A 17,582-nucleotide genomic window follows, 5' to 3' on the forward strand; every position below is an offset into this window, starting at 1 on the left:
AGGCGGCATTCCTGTTATTCAGGGTGTTCGGCGTCGAGGCCAAGAGCACAGCGCGGCGGTCCCTTCATGGAAACTGGGCGTGCATCAGAAGCTGACCCTGAACTGTGGACCCTTGCCGCCTTCCCATGTAGCCTCTCCACCATCAAGTAGGGAAGAGTGATGGGACCACTATCGCCTCCACACTGGATTCTTCGTTGCAGCAAATGTTTGGGGGCATTGTGAAGAGAATGCGATTGAAAGGTCTTGTCGGGCCGGAAAACCAGCCTGAGTTCCACTCCGTAGTCCCGTGACCGGGGATCTTTTCACCGTGCGCGTACACGAGGAAAGCGCACAGATAACCTCGATCACGCTGCAACCCGCCGCATGCATCACGACAGAGGACTGTTTTCGTGCCAGCTCCGAACGGAGGGCACTCACGCGCGGAAAACCTGGGGCCATACTTCTGATAATCACGGGCGTGGGCGCGGTCAGCCGGGAAGCAATCAGCGGATACTGCGACGGTGAAACGCTCACCGCCCTGGCGATACTCGGCAATAGCCCAGTAGATGAAGTCATCGCCAATGCGATCCTGCGACGACTCCCCATCGAGTGCGAAGCCAGATACTTCACATCCGAAGGTGATGCCCTCAGCTGGCTGCAAAACAAAGGCTGCTCCGTCGCCATGGGAGACAATCAATCAGTTAGTTGAAAAATCTTAGTCAATACCCCGGCCGTTCACTTCCGGAGAATAAGACCCCACCCACGTCCTGGAACTGGGAGCGTGTGGAGTAGGACCAGACGGCAAGACCCATCTACAAATCCCTAGCCGAACGGGCTTGACCGCTCTTCAAATAGAATCGTCCCGAAATCAAGATGGCGTTTGGTTCGCTCAGTCTTTGAGCCGGGAAATGTAGTCGGCCATGCCTGCCACAGTGAACGCGACCCTGCCCAGAGCGGGCGCGTAGATGATGCCTTTGTGAACCAGGGATGCCTTGGTCATCGTCATTGATGTCTGTCTTTTTCTGAGCCCGCTCGGCAAGGTCCATCGTGCTGGAACCCTCGTCTCCATCGATTGCCATGCAGCGCAAGAATGATTTCTCCGCCTTTGATGCCCGTTCCCATCGGGACGGGAAGAAGCCCTGATCAAGTTGTGCTCTGCCGATTTCGACGCCGATCTTCGCGTCGTGGAGCGTTACGACCTTCTCCGGTGCAGTCTCCCAGGCGGCATAACCGTACTCCTGAATGAAGTATGGGTAGGAGCCGGAAGCTGCCAGAAGGAGTTCTTTAGCGTCGGCGGTGAAGGACGCGCCGTATTTGCGGGCGGGCGCAACGAGGGCGATTCCGCGTCTTCACGACCAAGAGCCCCTATGCTGCGGTAGTTGAAAAGGCGCTCGGAGTAGGACCGGGTCTCGCTAAGTACCGGAGGAAGGTTCGGCAGCCCGGCCCCCGTCGATGTAAAACGGCCACTCACGCTGGTTGGCCAGGTGCTGAACACTCAACAGGGCGTTATCAGCCCATCATCCAGATCCTGCATCTCGTCGATCACGAATATGAGTCCAGATCTCGTCTCCGCCAAAGCCTCGGCCAAGTCTTCAATCAGTTCCTCAAGATCAACTTCGATGGACCCGGAATCTGCCCGGCCCCGCCAGTTTCCCGCTTTTCCGCAGCTGGCGGGCACGGCGAGAAAAAACAAAACGTCATCGCCAAACTCAGCGCGTTCTACGAACGCGTGCTTGTTCATTGCGCTCCTCCTCCGGTTCGGCCCATAGAGCTTCAAAACTCAGTTGGCCACTAATCGCTTTTTTCCGTGCCGCACGTAATCTCCGCTTTGATCGTCAAGGTACCGGCACAAACCCACTGAAAGCTTTCGGGCGAAAGAATGGTCCCCGGCCGCAAAGCGACCGGGGACCACGTCCAATGTTTAGATATTCCTGCCCGCTCCAAGTGCATGCCGGGCAGATGGAGGACTCAGTGCCTGCTGATTCCGAGGAGGTTTCCTTTGGTTTCCTTGGCCAGAATCACGCCGATAGACGAGATGACGCAGAGAATCATGATGTAGATACCGATGGATCCTGTCCACTTGGTGGTCTGGAGCAGCCACTCCGCAATACTTGAGGCAAAGGCGCCACCAAGGATCGCTCCGAACGCGTAACCGATCGAGATACCCGAGTAGCGGACATTAGCCGGGAACATTTCTGCGTACATAGCCGACATGGGTCCGTAGGACAGTCCCAGTCCGATAGTCAGGACGAAAAGTGCCAACCCATACAACAGGATGTCCTTGGTATCGATGAGTGCGAACATCGGGATCATCCACGCAAAGATGATGGCGTAGCCGGTGAGAAAAGTTTTGACGCGGCCTATCCGGTCAGACAGCCAGCCCCCGGCCAGCGTGAAGATCAGCCAGCCAAAGGATGCCAGGGTGGTGGCGAGGAGGACCGGCGGTGCGGGCATCTGGAGCGAGCGGGTGGCGTAGGAAATGAAGAACGCAATCAGCAGGTAACCCGCCGCGTTGTTCGCGATAAAGATCATGGTCGTGTAGGCGACCGGGGTCTTGTGTTTGCGCAGGAGCTCACCCAGTGGCGCCCTGCTCTCGGCTTTGCGGGCGGCCATCTCCTGGAAGACAGGACTTTCCGCAACAGCCCGCCGGATCAGGTAACCAACCACTATCAGCACGATGGACAACAGGAACGGAACACGCCAGCCCCATGCTGCGAAGTCATCCCGGGACATGCTGCTGTTGAGGAAGAACAGCAGGCCGGTGGCCAGGATCATTCCGATGGGGACACCGATCTGCGGATAGGCACCGAAGATGCCCCGCTTGCTCATGGGTGCGTGTTCCACAGCCATCAGGGCTGCTCCGCCCCACTCGCCGCCAGCCGAGAAGCCCTGCAGGACCCGGAGGGTGATGAGGAGAATCGGGGCCAAAACGCCGATCTGGCTGTACGTAGGCAGCATGCCGATCAGAGCGGTGGCAGCCCCCATCATTACCAGCGTGAATACCAGCATCGCCTTGCGTCCCAGCTTGTCTCCCAGGTGCCCGGCAACAACGGCTCCGAGCGGACGGAAGAGGAAGCTGATACCGATGAGGGCAAAGGAGAGAATCTGCGCCAATCCGGGATTGGCCTGTTGCAGGGGTGTGAGAAACAAAGGTGATAACAGGGTGCCCGTCAGTTGGGCAAAGATGAAGAAGTCGTACCACTCGATGGTGGTGCCGACCAGCGTCCCGGCGAGGACTTTGCGTTCCTCATGTTTGCTGCTGGGGCCCGTCTCTGAATCAACGGAGGAAGTTGCGGTCATTGGAACTCCATGGCTGGGGGCACTGCTAGTACCTGCGGACACGTTTTACTGATCGAACGGTCAGTTAGTTAGTAGGATACCTTGTTTTTGTGACCAAGCCCACAGTCAGTCTTCCCGGTGCAGGAACTCGCGCACGCGTTCACGGATCGGGCCGCGATCGTAGCTGTTGACCAAAGCGCCGGCCATTCGCACCGGATCACCGAAGAAGAAGTACTCGTAGAGGGATTGCCTGCCGGAGAACCCTGATATTGATGCGTCGAAGGCCAGCTTGAACAGGCGCACACGTTCCGGTCCGGTCCGGGTCTTCCCCTGGAGGTACATCTCGATGTCAGCCCTGGCGTCGCTGTTGACATCCGCTTCACCGGGAAGAGCCATCAGGCCCGAGGCGGAGAACTTGCGGATGATCTGCGGGAAACGCTGGGCGATCTTCGGGTACCAGTTCCGGGCTGCGTTCAGGGTGCTCCATTTGGGAAGCATCACGCCTTCGTCATTAAGCTCCGCGTCGGCCTCGGATGCCCGGATCAGGGCCTTACCGATCTCGACGTCAATAATCAGCTCCGCGATGTCTTCCTGAATGTGCTGGAACCCATCGATCCCGATCGACTCGGCGAGCTCCGACGCCAGGCCAAGGAAGAACTCGCTCTTGGCGATGGTCCTGGTGACCACCTGATGGGTCATCAGGGCACCCGCGCCGGTTTCCGAGTAGAAGGCGTTGCAAAGCTGGGGGTTGCCGAGCATGAAGACCCGGTCGGTCGGCACAAAAACGTCATCGAACACTGCTACGGCATCCATCTCCTCATAGCGGGAAGCCAGAGGTTCGTCGTGGGTGCTGCCGCCGTTGTAGAGGGACGTCCGGCAAAGGTAACGCAGGCCGGGAGTGTCATTCGGGATGGCGAAGGCGTAGGAGTAAGGGGCATCCTCCGGGGTATTTCGCAGGACAGTGGACGGGAAGACCAGGAGTTCATCGGCAATCGGCGCTATGGTGGCAAGCATCCGTGCACCTTTGATCACGATGCCGTTTTCGCGCTCTTCCACAATCCGGGCCGACAACTGCCCACCCATCTGCTCCGAGCCTGAAACGGACCGGTTCACTTGCGGCGGGATCAGTGTGTGAGTAGCCAGGGTGTCATTCTCCCGTGCCCACTCGTAGTAATTCCGGATGTTCTCGGCGAACTTGGGATCCGCCTGGGAGAACCACTTCTGAGCAGTGGCCAAGGCGGTCAATGACGAGTTCATGTAGTCCCCCGACCGGCCGAGGAAACCGTTGGAGTACTCCGCCCAGGTTGAGATCGCCTTTCGCCGCCGTTGCAGGTCCTCGAGGGTTTTCGGTACCAGGAATGAGGCGTTCACCAGATCACCAGACGTGGGAGAGGTGTACGTAAGCGCCTCTTGGTACTGCAGATCATGCTGCATGTCGAAAAGCTTCGCGTAGGAACGTGCTACGTTTTTGAAGGCCGGGTGCTCGGCGACTTTGTCACTGACAACTTCGCCATCGATCACCACGTGGGGGCTCATGGCATTGAGCTTGTCCAGGTACTGCTGTCCGGTGCGGATACCCATGATCTTTCTCCAGTCATCTTTTAGCCGTGCCGAATACTTTGGGTGCTTTCAGAGAAGTTCTTCCATCCCCAGCTGACTCTCGGGGATGGTGGTGAAGTTGCTGTTGGCAAATGCCAAGGCGTCGCCGTTCCGGTAGTCGAAATCAACAACCTGGCCGACATAGAGCGTGTGATCGCCGCCGTCGTACGCCGCCCACGGCGTGCATTCGAAATAGGCGAGAACATTCGAAAGCCGGGGCGCCGTGCTTCCTTCCACCCAGACGGGCTCCCTGCCAGGGCGTCCGGCAAAGTGCATGGCCAGCTCACGCTGTTCAGCTCCAAGGATGTTCACCGTGAATGGCCGGCCGGCAAGCTCGTCATGAGCCTTGGTGTGGCGGGCAATACTGACCAGCACCAGCGGAGGGTTCATCGAAACCGATGTGAACGAGTTAACGGTAATTCCATGCCGTTTGGTGACGCCGACGAAGGTCACGATGGCCACTCCCGTGGCGAACCGTCCCAGGCTCCCGCGGAAGTGGTGGTTGCCCGGCGCTCCCCGTCCGTCAGTGGTGCTCCCTGGGCCCGCCCTTTCGGGGAGCTCTGCGTTTTGTGGGAGCTCTCCCTTTTCAGGTGAGTTGGCAATCATCAATGATTCCTCTGGCCGGCCTTGGGACTTGTTCTATAGTTCGGTACTGCCTTGTTCTATAGTTGAACTTATAGTTCCCAAAAAGAACGCTACCGGAAGGTGGGTCCGGGCACAAGAGGTTCCGCACCCTGCCCTTGCAGCCACTTAGGATGGACCACATGAACTCGCTTGCCGCCAAGAGCCCGCCGGATTCCGCTCCCCAGGTTTCCCCGTCGCAAACCCTGTCCAGGGGTATCAGGGCGCTGGAAATCCTTGCGGAGGCAGACAGGCCCCTGACTATTGCCGAGCTCTCCACTGCCCTCGGGGTACACCGTTCTGTTGCGTACCGGATCTTACGGACGCTGGAGGATCACTCACTGCTGGTACGCGACGACGGCGGGCGTGTGCAGCCAGGCCCCGGGCTTGCTGCGCTGGCCAGGGGTGTATCGCGCGATCTGCAGACCGCAGCATTGCCTGAGCTGACGCAATTGGCCAATTCCCTGACAATGACAGCATTCGTGGCGGTGTGGGACCACCAGGACTGCATTACCCTGGTAACCGTCGAACCCAGGCACTCCGGCGCGGCCGTGGCACAGCACCCCGGCTCACGCCATCCGATCAACGCCGGTGCGCCCGGAATTGCCATTCAGTCAACGTTTGACGAGCAGGACTGGAAAGACCTGGCGCCCGGGATTGTGTACCGCCGAGAGGCTGAGGAAGCAAGGCACCGCGGCTACGCGGCAAGCCATGATGAGGTCATCGCTGGAGTCTCCTCACTCGCTGTTCCCGTTCGGGTTCCCGGCCGCCGTCCTGCCGCCATTGCTGTTGTTTACATCCGCTCATCCCAAGATCCGGCAGAGGTGGCTGCGGCGCTTAAAGCCAGCGCAGAACGCATTGAAGCCCAGTTGGCCTAGTCGCAGCCCCATATTCGCCTTTTATGCGGCGGTTCCCGCCCGCTTATTTTGAACGGCACGGAGTACGACGGCGGCTGCCGTCCCCAAGAGGAACAGCCCGGCCGCAGCGCAAACCGGGACCAGGAACGCGGTGGAATAGCCGTGGTCCTGCGCCAGGTGCCCGGCGATGGATGATCCCAGGGCAGTACCGGCGACGATTCCGCTGGCGAGTGCTGTCATGACGGTTCCCAACTTGCCGGTAGGTGCCACAAGGCCACCGATGCCGAAGACGGTGACCATGAGCGGCCCAACCGGCAGTCCCAGGATCAGCAGCACCAGGATCATGGGCAGGGCTGTGGAAGGCAGCATAAGCAACAGGGCAAAGCCCGTCATCAGCCCGGCGCTGACCATCCAGCGCATGACCAGGCTGATGCGCCGCGACCAGTAGGCCACGGACAGAGCGGCGGCCGCTGAGCTCAGCCCCATCACTGCATAGAGCAGCCCGGCAATCTCCGATGTGGCAAAGCCTGCTGAAAACGAGCTCAAGGCCGTTTGGGTGGATCCGAAGAACGTTCCCATACAAACCATGGCCGCCACGGGCAGAGCCACCGATGCAGCAACACTGAACCTGGTGGCGCTGTTTTTGCCGGGCTTGTGATCACGCGCGGGCTCGTCATTGCCCGGTTTGTCAGCAGCGGGCTCGTCCCCGGCGGGCTCGTCCTCTGCCCGCTTGTTCAGGACCGGTTTGTCCCGAACTGGGGGTTTTATCCTCCTGGGTACCGCAAGATGGGTGCGGTGCACGGCAAAGGCCGGAACCAGTGTAATTGTCAGGGCAGCGGCCAGGGCGAGGGGAAGCCAGGGTGCGACCAGGCTCGCCAGAACACCAACCAGCGCCGGCCCCAGGACGAACGTCAGTTCATCGGCCGTACTCTCGTAGGAGAGGGCGGTATCGAGGTCCTTGGCATTGTTGACGGTACTGCCGCGTGCTGTCAGCGCCATCCAACGGACCCTCGCCAAAGGCCCAACCTGCGGGCAGCTCGCTCCTGCCAGAAAGGCTGCGAGTAAAACCGGCATGCCTTGATCCAAGGCTCCGGTTCCGGGCGCCAGGCATGCGGCCAGGATCAAGGCTAGAACAGCAGCGCAGTTGATCAGGGAGGCGGCGAGCAGGACGATTCGTTGGCCGTGCCTGTCGGCCAGCCCTCCGAGCACCGGGGCGCCAAGGGCCGAACCGATACCGACCGCCCCCGCTGCAGTGCCGCCGATGGCGTACGAATCGCTGACCGAGGTGACCAAGGTCAGGGCACCGACAGTCAGCATGGCCAGTGGGAGCCTGGCGAACAGTCCGAGTGGAATGAAGCCTTTGCCTGCGAGGAGAGGCAACCGCGCGAACCTTCCGCGCTCTGGGGCCTCGTTCTTCAGCTCCTGGCTCAGGTGATCCTGATCCTGTGAAGGCTGGGAAAAAGATGTGGGAGTAGTCATAGTTCCGGGCTCGTTCAATAGTGCGCATCGTCCCTCCGCCCGATGCGCGCAACCCGGTAACCCGTCAAGTGTAGCTGAGTCAGGGAGCCTTCCAAGAATTGCCGGCCGGACCTGCCTACGCTGCCTCTGCGGTATCCGCTATGTGCAGGCTGGAACCATTCCTGCCCTTGACCACCTGAAGCTGTATGTTGATTCGCTGCTTCATCTCGGCAACGTGGCTTACCAGTCCCACCACGCGGCCGCCGTCACGCAGCCCTTCGAGGACGTCCATAACCTGTTCCAGGGCCTCGTCGTCGAGGCTTCCAAAACCTTCGTCAACGAACAGGGTTTCGATGTCGATCCCTCCTGCTTCCTGCTGAACGACGTCAGCCAGTCCCAAGGCGAGGGAGAGGGAGGCCATAAAGGACTCACCTCCGGACAGGGTTGCCGTGTCCCGGCGCTGGCCGGTCCACTGGTCTACCACTTCCAGCCCCAGACCCGACTTCGCACCCTTGGCAGCCCTGGCGTCCGTGTGTTGCAGGGTGTAACGCCCGTCGCTCATTCCGACGAGCCGTTCGGAGGCTGCAATGGCAACCTGCTCCAAGCGGGCAGCCAGAACGTAGCTGTTAAGGCTCATCCGATAGTTGTTGTCACCACCGCCTCGGGCTGCTTCTGCGAGGGAGGTCAGGAGTTCTGCATGTTGGCGTGGTTTTCGCGAGCTCTCAAGCAGTTCCCCATACTCCCCGAGGATGTTTCGCAGCGTCCGTACCGATTTCGAAGCCATGGCGGCAGCAAGGGCGGCTTCCCTCGCGGCATGATCTGCGGCAACGGAAGCCTCCCGGAGATGATCAAGCTCGTCGTTGCTTACAGAGGCCTCCCCTGCGGCTTCGCTCGCCGCGAGCATCAGGTCCTCCCCGGCGAACAGCTCCTCCACTTTGGCCTGCTCATCCTGGCCTGTCCGGATAAAGGCTTCGAGGGTCTCTGCATCCGGTGGAGGCAACAGGACTGCGCGCGCTTCTTCCACCGAGGAGAAGCCCGCCACTGGCAGATCCTTGTGAAGCTGCCCGGTGACCTCCGATACCCGGCCCGCCGCCCTCTCTGCCTCACTCTCAGCTGCCTTGGCTTCTTCCAGCACCGCGATGGTCCCGCGGACCGCTTGGATCCGCTGGTTGATGCTGGGGTAGCTCCCCCGAAGATTCGTGAGGGCGGCCTCGAGGGAATCTGTTTGCTCCTGCACCTCAGCAAGGGCGGAAGCGGTTTCAGCGATGGAGGCGAGTGCCGTGGCTTGCGCCTCTTCTGCCGCCGAGATGCTGAGCGCCAGCTCCTCCAGGCGGTCCCGGTCGCGGTCGAGGTCCGCAGCGGCGCGGACGGCGAGCGCGGCACGCTCCTGTGACGCCAATGCATCGTGTTCGGCGATCACGGGATCCGTATCACCGCCTTGTGCGGCGAGTACGGCCACTTCCTGTTCCGCTAGTGACAGCTCGCGTTCGATGGCCTGCAGCGCTTTCTCTGCAGAGTCAGTTTTCGTCTGGGCCGCCTTTTCGGTGGCTGCCACCTCCAAGGCTGACTGACCTGACGTTGCAGGAGAGGGGTGCTCGGCGCTTCCGCAGACGGGGCACGGTTCGTCAGGGGCGAGATGGCTCGCAAGTTCTGCTGCTGCATTCGCCAACCGCGCCTCACGAAGGTCCAGCCACTGATGGCGGAGTTCCTGATGAAGGTCCCTGGCCTCCCGGCGACGTTCAGCGATCCGGGCGACGGACGCTACAGCAGAATGGTGACGACGGACGATCTCCACGAGTTCTTCTGCCGCAGCTGCTTCTTTGGTGCGGAGGCGAACTTCTCCGGCGAGCTCCTCAAGGGGGCGAATCCCAGCCGCCAGTGCTGCGTATTCTGAGCGAAGGTTGTACAGCGACGCAGCATTCGCGCGGCATTGAGCCTCAAGGTCCAGGCGTAGCAGGCTGAGCTCGGTTCTCCTCTGGAGGAGCCCGGCGCACCGGTCCTCGTCGGCCAGCCGTTCGCTCAGCACAGCAGAGAATGAGCGCAACCGTTCCAAGGATTCGGTGACATTGCTTGGTGATGAGTTCTGCTGGTTTTCGGTAGCGTCCCAGCCTTCCAGCCGGTCATTGCGGAGGCTTGCCATGGCCGTCTCTAAAGACGCCGCGGCCACCTGTTCCTGCCGTTCAGCTGCCTTGACAGCGTCCAGCTGGCCACGCAGCATTTCGGCCTTGCGGTGCAACTCCAGTTTCAGGCGGGCGGCTTCCAGGGCCGGGGCAGCCAGCCGGACTTCTGATCGGCGCCTTTGGGCTGCCTCAAGCTTCTTCCGACGGGTATTTTTCGCGATGCCCGTCTCAAGGCTTCCTGCGCGGTCAATGCGCAGGGCTTCCGCGGCATCTGCCGTCTTTTGGAGCGCTGCGGCTGCGGCTTCGGCTGTGGTGGCCAGCCAAGGCAATACGTCGCAGCCATCAGGTACAGCGGACAGATCTATCTTCAGTGATTCCGCTTCGGCCTCAGCGCGGCCAAGGAGCATCCCCAGCTGGCCGGTCAGGGCTTCTACCTTGAGGCGGGCCGCTGCTCCCTGGCGCAGCAGCTCCTGCTCCACCGCTTCGAAGCGCTGAGTTCCGAACAGTTTCTGCAGGAGCTCCAGCCGGTCTTTGGCATTGGAGCGGAGGAAGGCGGCAAAATCACCTTGTGGCAGCATGACAACCCTGGTGAATTGCTCGCGACCCATCCCCAGGATTTCCGTAATTTCCGCGCCGGCTTCGTCATTGCGGCCGGACTTTTCGATCCAGCTGCCGTTGACCCGTTCGCGGAGGAGTGTCTTGGCCTGCTGACCCGTGAACCCGTTCTTTCCGCGCGTGCTGGGCTTGTCCCATGCAGGCCATCTGGAGACTTCAAAGTGCCTGCCGCGTGCCGAGAATTCGCACGTGACCCGAGGCTCCGCTGAAGGCTCGGCATGATCGCTGCGCAGACGTTTCCCGTCCTGCCTGGCACCGGGGACGGACCCGTAGAGCGCGAAGCAAATGGCGTCCAGCACACTGGTTTTTCCGGCGCCGGTGGCACCGTTGAGGAGGAACAGCCCGTGGGCGCCGAGCCGGTCGAAATCGATATGCTCTGTCCCGGCGAACGGTCCGAACGCTGAAATCTCCAGCCTGTGAATCCTCATCGCGATGCCTCTTCGAGCCGGATGTTGTCCAGGACATCGATCAGGGCGGCCCGCTCGGAATCATCCGCGGTGCGTCCCCGGACATGCTCCAAAAAGCCGCAGCAGACGGAGAGATCATCCTCCGCTTCCGAAAGCCTGCTGCTGTAGCTGGTCTTTCCTGTGACTTCGGCTCCTTCCGGATCGAAACCAAGGACGAGGGTGTCCGGGAATCGGGTTCGCAGCTTTTCCATGGCCTGGGCAGGACGTTGGGGGTCCGTCAGCGTGATCTGGCAGAAGGCCTGCTCGGCCCACGTATATTCCTCGGACTCCAGGAGCGTTTGGATCCTGCCACGAAGGACGGCGAGGGTCCGTGGTGCCTCCCAAAGGACTTCCGTCACGGCCGCTACCCCCGTGGCGTCGACGTCGACGAGCCAACCGCCCTTGCGATGCCCAGCCTCGGAAAACGAGTATGCCAGCGGGGATCCGGAATAGCGCACCGCCGGCGAGAGCGTTTGCCTGCCGTGCAGGTGGCCCAAGGCCGTGTAGCTGAAACCATCGAAGAGGTCCAGGGGAACGGCTCCGACACCGCCGATGGACAAGTCACGTTCGCTGTCTGAGCTGATTCCGCCGCTTGCAAAGGTGTGTGCAAGAACGATGGTGTGGACGGGTCCCTCCCCTGCCAGTTGCGCAACATGCTCCCGGATGAGCTCGGTAGCTGCCTTGGTGACCTCGAAGTGGCTTGGCGTCCCGGCTCCAAGCTGTTCGGCCACCAGCCGCGGCTCCAGCCAGGGAATCCCATAGATGGCCAGCACAGGACCACGCCGGCCGCCCGCTGGGCTGCTGCCGGGTTCCAGAGCGCCCTCTGATTCTCCCGTTCCACCATCATCCAGCCGGAAAAGGACCGGCTGGTCGAGCTCGGAAACCCTGGTTCGCAGGTGCACGCCACCACGCTCAAGGAGCCGCGAGGCAAATCCCAGCCGTATGGCGGAGTCGTGGTTCCCGCTGGTCAGCACCACCTTGGCCCCGGCTCCGGTCAGCCTGACCAAAGCATCGTCCAAGAGCCCCACCACATCCACTCCAGGCAAAGCCCGATCGTAGACGTCCCCGGCAATCAGGACGATGTCCACGGACTCATCCCGGACAACAGCCACGAGCTGGTCGATGAACGACCGCTGGGCTTCGAGCATGCCAACGCCGTGGAAGGAACGGCCCAGATGCCAGTCCGAGGTGTGCAGTAAACGCATGCCATTAACGTATCGGCTGGGGGTGACAGTTTCGGACAGGCCCGCCCGGGGTCGGACCAATGTGTCCTGATCAGCGGTTACTTTTCGGACTTTCCTTCAAAGAATTCCCGAGCTGACCCACCCCTGATAATCCGCCGCGCGCTGAAGCCAGTCATCGGGACAAGCTGCCTGGGATTTCCCGGTAAATTTGCCGTATGAGCACAGTTCCCGATCGCCGTCCGCACCCTTCAGCCGTATCCCGGATTCATGCATGCCTGCTGGGCGGGGCGTTGGGAGATTCTCTGGGCTATGCAGTGGAGTTCGATTCCGTGGGCAGGATCCGGGAGCGTTTTGGGCCTGACGGCCTTCAGGATTTCAGCGAGCTCGACGGCGGTGTCCACTTTTCGGATGACACGCAGATGACGCTTTACACCGTAGATGGGCTTGTCGAGGTGCTGGAGTGGGCAAACGATGGAATAGGTGCCGACGCTAACGCCTGCCTGTGGCTGGCGTATCTGCGGTGGCTGGCAACGCAGGGCGTTCCGGCACCGGCGTCGGCTCCCGTGCCGCAACCCCGCTGGCTGGACACCCATCAAATCCTCAAACACCGCAGGGCTCCGGGCAACGCCTGCCTCAGCGGGCTTTCAACTGGAGAGATGGGCACCATCTACCGGCCGGTAAATCCCGACTCCAAGGGATGCGGAACCGTCATGCGTTCGGCTCCTTTTGGCCTGATCCCGCATATCCCTGTGGATTCCGTGTACAAACTCAGCTCCGACGCCGCTTCGCTGACGCACGGCCATCCTTCGGCACGCCAAAGCGCCGGGGCATTCAGCCTGATTATTCACGAACTGGTGAGCGGCCACGGCCTGCAGGAAGCGGTGGAGGCTGCCGTGGGCTACATCCGGGGCCTGCCGGAACCATGCCAGGAGCTCCTGGAGCGACTGGAGTCGGCCCTGGGGGCCGCCGATAAGGCCGGGTCTTCAGCCCGAACTGGCTCAGGTGGCTCCGGCAAGATTCTCGGCCCCGAGGAACTGGTGGAGACGCTCGGTGAGGGCTGGGTCGCCGAGGAGGCTCTCGCCGTCGCGGTTTACTCGGTTCTGGCGACGGCGGCAGCTGACGGGGACAGCGCGGACCCTGTAGCGCACTTCAAGGCAGCGGTCCGGTTGGCCGTGAACCATTCCGGCGACAGCGACTCGACCGGCTCAATGGCTGGAAACATCCTGGGTGCCTACTACGGCGAGGCGTGCCTTCCGCCTGAGTGGCTGGACGCTCTTGAAGCTCCGGAGGTCATCCGCGGAATGGCGGCTCAGCTCGTCACGGTTACGGGCGCCTGAGCGAGATGTTGTTGCAGGCCTCGCAGACGTCTTCGGGGATCAGTCCGCGGCGCTGAAGAAAACCAAAGATCACACACCCGAGGCAGAACCCCGCAAACGCCTCAAGGGAAGCAGCGATAATCAGGACGGCCAGCAGCGACCACGCGGCCGGCGCCATTCCTGCGGCCAGCAGAACGGCAGCAGCGGTGGACATCGCAGCCCCCAATCCCTGGGCGAAGCGTTTGGGCGGACCGGGCACCAGCTTCACCCGGCCCAGGCGGGGGGCAAGGACCTTGACGGACAGCAACGCCAAGGGTGAAATACGCGGGCCGAACAGTACCCTCAGCCAGAAGCCCACGGCGATTGCGGACAGTCCCCAGCCGAACCCTGTCAGCAATGTCACAACCGCGACGGCCACCACGAGTCCGGCAGTAATCCTGGCAGCGTACTCGTTGACTGGATTGGGAAAAGCGAACGCTGCCCGCCAGCCACTCTGCACATGGCCTGCCGCGGCTGTGGCCTCGGGCGTCTCAACTCTGCTCATGCTGTAAGGGTAGGAGAGCTCCGCTCCCGCTAAAAGATTTGTTGCTCACTGTGAACGGGAACTGAGTAAAGCTAGGACGCGGCGAACGAGGACGCAGGCATGTGTCCGCCTACCATTTGCAGGAACTCTCCCTCGGACAGCACTTCAATCTGCTGTCCCCGATCGTGCAGCTCCAGGACCCGTTTGGCTTTGCCGGTAAGACGGCCGGAGCGCAGGTCTGCAGCCACAAAGCCGTCGCCCACAACCAACAGCGTGGTCCGGGCCGTGACCCTGCTCTCCGGACGCGCACCGAATTCTGCCGAACGCACCTTGGCTTCCGGCCTTGCCATGGTGAGCTGCCCCGTAAACACCACCGTCTGGCCGTACAGCGGATGGCCCGGCTCGGCGTCGGCATTCGGCATCGGGTTGGCCCCTTCTTCGGGCCAGCCGGACTGGAACGGCCTGGAAGGCGCACTCCCCGCTCCCAGGGCTGCGAGCGCCGTCAGCGTGGCCTTGGACAAATCATCACGCCGCGGATCAAAAGCAGGCTGGTGCGGCAGAGCCAAACCAAGGGAAAGGTAAAGTTCCCCAATGCTGTGGGACCTGTTACGGGCGGCAATGTCAATGAGGATTCCGGCGCACGCCCGTGCATCCTCGGCAGCATCATGGTGGTTGACGAGAGGTACTCCGGCCTCTTCGGCCGCGTAAGACAAAGAGTTCGAGACCAACGAATAACAGCGCCGGGACAGCATCACAGTGCAGGCGTAGTCGTAGGCAGGACCGGCAAGCCCGGACACCTCCAGCCCCGAGCGGATCACGCCCAGGTCAAAGGCCGCGTTGTGGGCGGCCAGGACATCATCGCCAATGAATGCACCGATCTCCGGGAAAAGTTCACCAAAGCGAGGCAGTCCAGCCACATCCTGGGACCTGATGCCATGGATCCTGACGTTGTGGTGATCGAAGTGGTCATGATTTTCCGGGGGCCGCATCAGCCAGGACGCCTCTTCGACCACAACACCTCCGCGGACTTTACTGAGGCCAACAGCGCACGGCGAACCGCGGAAGCCATTGGCAGTCTCGAAGTCGATCGCCGTAAAGTCCAAACTCACGGCTCAACTTTAGCCGTGGCTGGAGGGCCGGCCTGCACGACTCCCCGTACGGGGAAGAGATAGCCGGGAAGGCCCGGTGCGCCAGTCCACAGGATCAGTCCAGTAACCTAGAAGCGTGAATCTAACTGCGATGAGTGACTTTGCCGTGTCCGCTTTGGGGGGTGCGGGGCCCGTACAACCGCACCTGGCCTCGTTCCTGCCTGACTGGCTTAACCCCCAGATTTTTCTGGCAGACCCTGCGTTGGCCCCGTGGGTAGTGCTTCTGGTCTGCGGCATCATCTTCGCTGAAACAGGGCTGCTGATCGGGTTCTTCCTTCCGGGTGACTCCTTGCTCTTCACGGCCGGGCTGCTCGTTGCGACTGACACCATCAAGTTCAACATCTGGCTTTTTGCCGCCCTGATCATCGTGTCTGCGATCGTGGGAAACCAGACTGGTTACCTCATTGGCTCCAAGGCCGGGCCTGCGATCTTCAACAAGCCGGATTCACGCCTGTTCAAGCGTGAGAACGTGGACAAGGCCCATGCATTCTTTGAAAAGCACGGCGGCAAAGCGCTGATCTTGGCCCGGTTTGTCCCCATCATCAGGACCTTCGTTCCGGTGATCGTGGGTGTTGCCCAGATGAGCAAGCGGAAGTTCTTCCTGTTCAACGTGATCGGCGCCTTCCTCTGGGGCGGCGGCGTTACGCTGCTTGGCTACCTGCTGGGCGACCGGATCCCGTGGGTCCGCGACAACCTGGACATCATCTTCATCATCATTGTCCTGGTCTCCGTCATTCCGATCGGCATCGAGGTCCTCAAGGGAATCTCGGCCAAGCGGCAGGCCGCGGCCTACGGCACGGATGCAGTGGACGAGTTCATCGAAGAGCACGCCCCGGAGAACGAACGCAAAACCAACCCGTAACTCCTGATCTTCCCGGTCACGAGGTAAAGACGGCCCTCCCCCACATGAACGCTGCTGGCCAGCAAAGCTCATGCGGGGGAGGGCCGTTTTTGTCTGGCGGGCGGGTCCTAGTGCCGGGCCAGCGCGTCGATGATGGCCGGCAGCAGGGCCCTGAACGCCTTGCCGCGGTGACTGATCGCGTTCTTTTCCTCGGCGCTCAACTCCGCGCAGCTGCGGTCATAGCCGATCGGCTGCAGAATCGGATCGTAGCCGAAGCCGCCGTCGCCACGGGGTTCACGCAGCAACATCCCTTCAAGCTGGCCGTATTCCACCACCTGGGTACCGTCAGAGCCCGGATCTACGGCACCGGAAGCCTCTGTCCCCGGGCTGGAGGGGACTGCCAGGGCTGCCGCGCAGACGAAGGCTGCTCCACGATGGCTGTCAGGTACATCGGAGAGCTGGGCGAGCAGCAACTCCAGGTTCGCTGCATCGTCGCCGTGCCGGCCACACCAGCGGGCCGAGAAAATCCCCGGTGCGCCGCCCAGGACATCCACTGCCAGTCCTGAGTCGTCGGCAATGGCCAGGAGTCCTGTCGCATCCGCCACAGCCCGTGCCTTGAGGAGGGAGTTCTCGGCGAAGGTCACCCCGGTCTCAGGGACATCCGGCGCACCTGCGGCGGAGGCATCGATGACCTGGGTATCGACGTCGAGCCCGGGGACCTGACCGCGCAACAGTTCGCGCAGCTCCCGGAGTTTTCCCTTGTTATGGGTCGCCAGGACAAGGAGCGGGTGGTGCGTGCCAGCCGTTTCCGTCACGGGGCTTCCGCGAGGGTTTCGCGCTGGATGACTGCCAGTTGCCCGGTTCCGAGGAGAGCAAGGTCCAACAGCTTGTTCAGCTCGTCCCGGTCAAAGGGCGCTCCCTCGGCGGTCCCTTGGACCTCCACGAACTTGCCGGAACCGGTGACTACAACATTCATGTCTGTCTCGGCGCGCACATCCTCCACGTACGGCAGGTCCAGCATCGGGACGCCGTCGATGATCCCCACTGACACAGCTGCGATGGTATCGATCAGAGGTTGTGCATTGCGGGAGATGATTTTGTTCTCGCGGGCGAAGCGGATGGCCTCGGCCAGGGCAACATAGGCGCCAGTGATGGCAGCGGTGCGGGTACCGCCGTCGGCCTGGAGGACGTCACAGTCCAGCACGATGGTGTTTTCGCCAAGTGCTTTTGTGTCAATGATGGACCGGAGCGAGCGGCCGATCAGGCGGGAAATTTCGTGGGTGCGTCCGCCGATTTTGCCCTTGACGGACTCCCGGTCAGAGCGGGTGTTCGTTGCCCGGGGCAGCATGGCGTACTCAGCAGTTACCCAGCCGCGGCCCTCGCCCTTGAGCCAACGGGGCACGCCTTCAGTCAGCGATGCGGTGCACAGGACCCTGGTGTTTCCGAACTCAATCAGCGCAGAACCCTCAGCCTGCTTGGACCAGCCGCGGGTGATGCTGATGGGGCGGAGTTGGTCAGGCGTGCGGCCGTCGGCGCGGATAACAGGGGTGGTCAGTGCTTCAGAAGTCATGCCCCTAGCTTATCCACTCCCAATGG

Annotated in this window: 15 protein-coding genes; 4 read left to right on the forward strand and 11 right to left on the reverse strand. The window is 61.7% G+C overall.

Features of this window, described 5'->3' with window-relative positions:
• Positions 1-286: 286 nt before the first annotated feature.
• Positions 287-688: a DUF7793 family protein gene (locus M1D88_RS13320; RefSeq protein WP_458111299.1), complete on the forward strand. Its 402-nt coding sequence runs from the start codon at positions 287-289 to the stop codon at positions 686-688.
• Positions 689-1,474: 786 nt separating this feature from the next.
• Here the strand turns inward: M1D88_RS13320 and M1D88_RS13325 are convergent.
• From M1D88_RS13325 to M1D88_RS13340, 4 genes are all read right to left on the reverse strand, one after another.
• On the reverse strand, positions 1,475-1,720 hold the full coding sequence (locus M1D88_RS13325) for a hypothetical protein (RefSeq protein ID WP_458111300.1): 246 nt from the start codon (positions 1,718-1,720) through the stop codon (positions 1,475-1,477).
• Between the two features lie 227 nt (positions 1,721-1,947).
• A complete protein-coding gene (locus M1D88_RS13330; protein ID WP_458111301.1) occupies positions 1,948-3,279 on the reverse strand; it encodes an MFS transporter in 1,332 nt (443 codons plus the stop codon).
• A gap of 105 nt (positions 3,280-3,384) precedes the next feature.
• On the reverse strand, positions 3,385-4,839 hold the full coding sequence (gene hpaB / locus M1D88_RS13335) for a 4-hydroxyphenylacetate 3-monooxygenase, oxygenase component (RefSeq protein ID WP_458111302.1): 1,455 nt from the start codon (positions 4,837-4,839) through the stop codon (positions 3,385-3,387).
• 48 nt (positions 4,840-4,887) lie between these two features.
• On the reverse strand, positions 4,888-5,463 hold the full coding sequence (locus M1D88_RS13340) for a flavin reductase family protein (protein WP_458111303.1): 576 nt from the start codon (positions 5,461-5,463) through the stop codon (positions 4,888-4,890).
• A 158-nt stretch (positions 5,464-5,621) separates the two neighbouring features.
• Here M1D88_RS13340 and M1D88_RS13345 point away from each other — a divergent pair, with 158 nt between their 5' ends.
• Positions 5,622-6,356 (forward strand): IclR family transcriptional regulator, encoded by a 735-nt coding sequence (locus tag M1D88_RS13345; RefSeq protein WP_458111304.1) that lies wholly within the window; start codon positions 5,622-5,624, stop codon positions 6,354-6,356.
• A gap of 21 nt (positions 6,357-6,377) precedes the next feature.
• Here M1D88_RS13345 and M1D88_RS13350 read toward each other — a convergent pair whose 3' ends face one another.
• The 3 genes from M1D88_RS13350 to M1D88_RS13360 form a co-directional block, all read right to left on the reverse strand.
• Positions 6,378-7,814, reverse strand: a complete 1,437-nt coding sequence (locus M1D88_RS13350) for an MFS transporter (protein WP_458111305.1) — start codon at positions 7,812-7,814, stop codon at positions 6,378-6,380.
• Between the two features lie 115 nt (positions 7,815-7,929).
• Positions 7,930-10,956: an AAA family ATPase gene (locus M1D88_RS13355; protein WP_458111306.1), complete on the reverse strand. Its 3,027-nt coding sequence runs from the start codon at positions 10,954-10,956 to the stop codon at positions 7,930-7,932.
• Positions 10,953-12,179, reverse strand: a complete 1,227-nt coding sequence (locus tag M1D88_RS13360) for an exonuclease SbcCD subunit D (protein ID WP_458111307.1) — start codon at positions 12,177-12,179, stop codon at positions 10,953-10,955. The genes M1D88_RS13355 and M1D88_RS13360 overlap by 4 nt, the downstream gene beginning before the upstream one ends.
• Before the next feature lie 194 nt (positions 12,180-12,373).
• Between M1D88_RS13360 and M1D88_RS13365 the strand changes: the two genes are divergently transcribed.
• Positions 12,374-13,495, forward strand: a complete 1,122-nt coding sequence (locus tag M1D88_RS13365; RefSeq protein ID WP_458111308.1) for an ADP-ribosylglycohydrolase family protein — start codon at positions 12,374-12,376, stop codon at positions 13,493-13,495.
• On the opposite strand, the gene M1D88_RS13370 is transcribed toward M1D88_RS13365, so the two are convergent.
• Together M1D88_RS13370 and M1D88_RS13375 are read right to left on the reverse strand one after the other, a co-directional pair.
• Complete coding sequence (locus tag M1D88_RS13370) at positions 13,482-14,018, reverse strand: DUF4395 domain-containing protein (protein WP_458111309.1); 537 nt, start codon at positions 14,016-14,018, stop codon at positions 13,482-13,484. The two genes, M1D88_RS13365 and M1D88_RS13370, sit on opposite strands and share 14 nt — an antisense overlap.
• 71 nt (positions 14,019-14,089) lie before the next feature.
• Positions 14,090-15,106, reverse strand: a complete 1,017-nt coding sequence (locus M1D88_RS13375) for an exonuclease domain-containing protein (RefSeq protein ID WP_458111310.1) — start codon at positions 15,104-15,106, stop codon at positions 14,090-14,092.
• A gap of 130 nt (positions 15,107-15,236) precedes the next feature.
• Here M1D88_RS13375 and M1D88_RS13380 point away from each other — a divergent pair, with 130 nt between their 5' ends.
• Positions 15,237-16,007 carry a VTT domain-containing protein gene (locus M1D88_RS13380; protein ID WP_309106580.1) on the forward strand — a complete coding sequence of 257 codons (771 nt, stop codon included), beginning with the start codon at positions 15,237-15,239 and terminating at the stop codon, positions 16,005-16,007.
• Between the two features lie 107 nt (positions 16,008-16,114).
• On the opposite strand, the gene rdgB is transcribed toward M1D88_RS13380, so the two are convergent.
• Positions 16,115-16,801, reverse strand: coding sequence for an RdgB/HAM1 family non-canonical purine NTP pyrophosphatase (rdgB, locus tag M1D88_RS13385; protein WP_458111311.1), 687 nt, complete (start codon positions 16,799-16,801; stop codon positions 16,115-16,117).
• Positions 16,798-17,556, reverse strand: a complete 759-nt coding sequence (rph, locus tag M1D88_RS13390) for a ribonuclease PH (protein WP_458111312.1) — start codon at positions 17,554-17,556, stop codon at positions 16,798-16,800. The genes rdgB and rph overlap by 4 nt, the downstream gene beginning before the upstream one ends.
• Positions 17,557-17,582: the final 26 nt, after the last annotated feature.

Source organism: Arthrobacter sp. R1-13 (assembly GCF_054161475.1).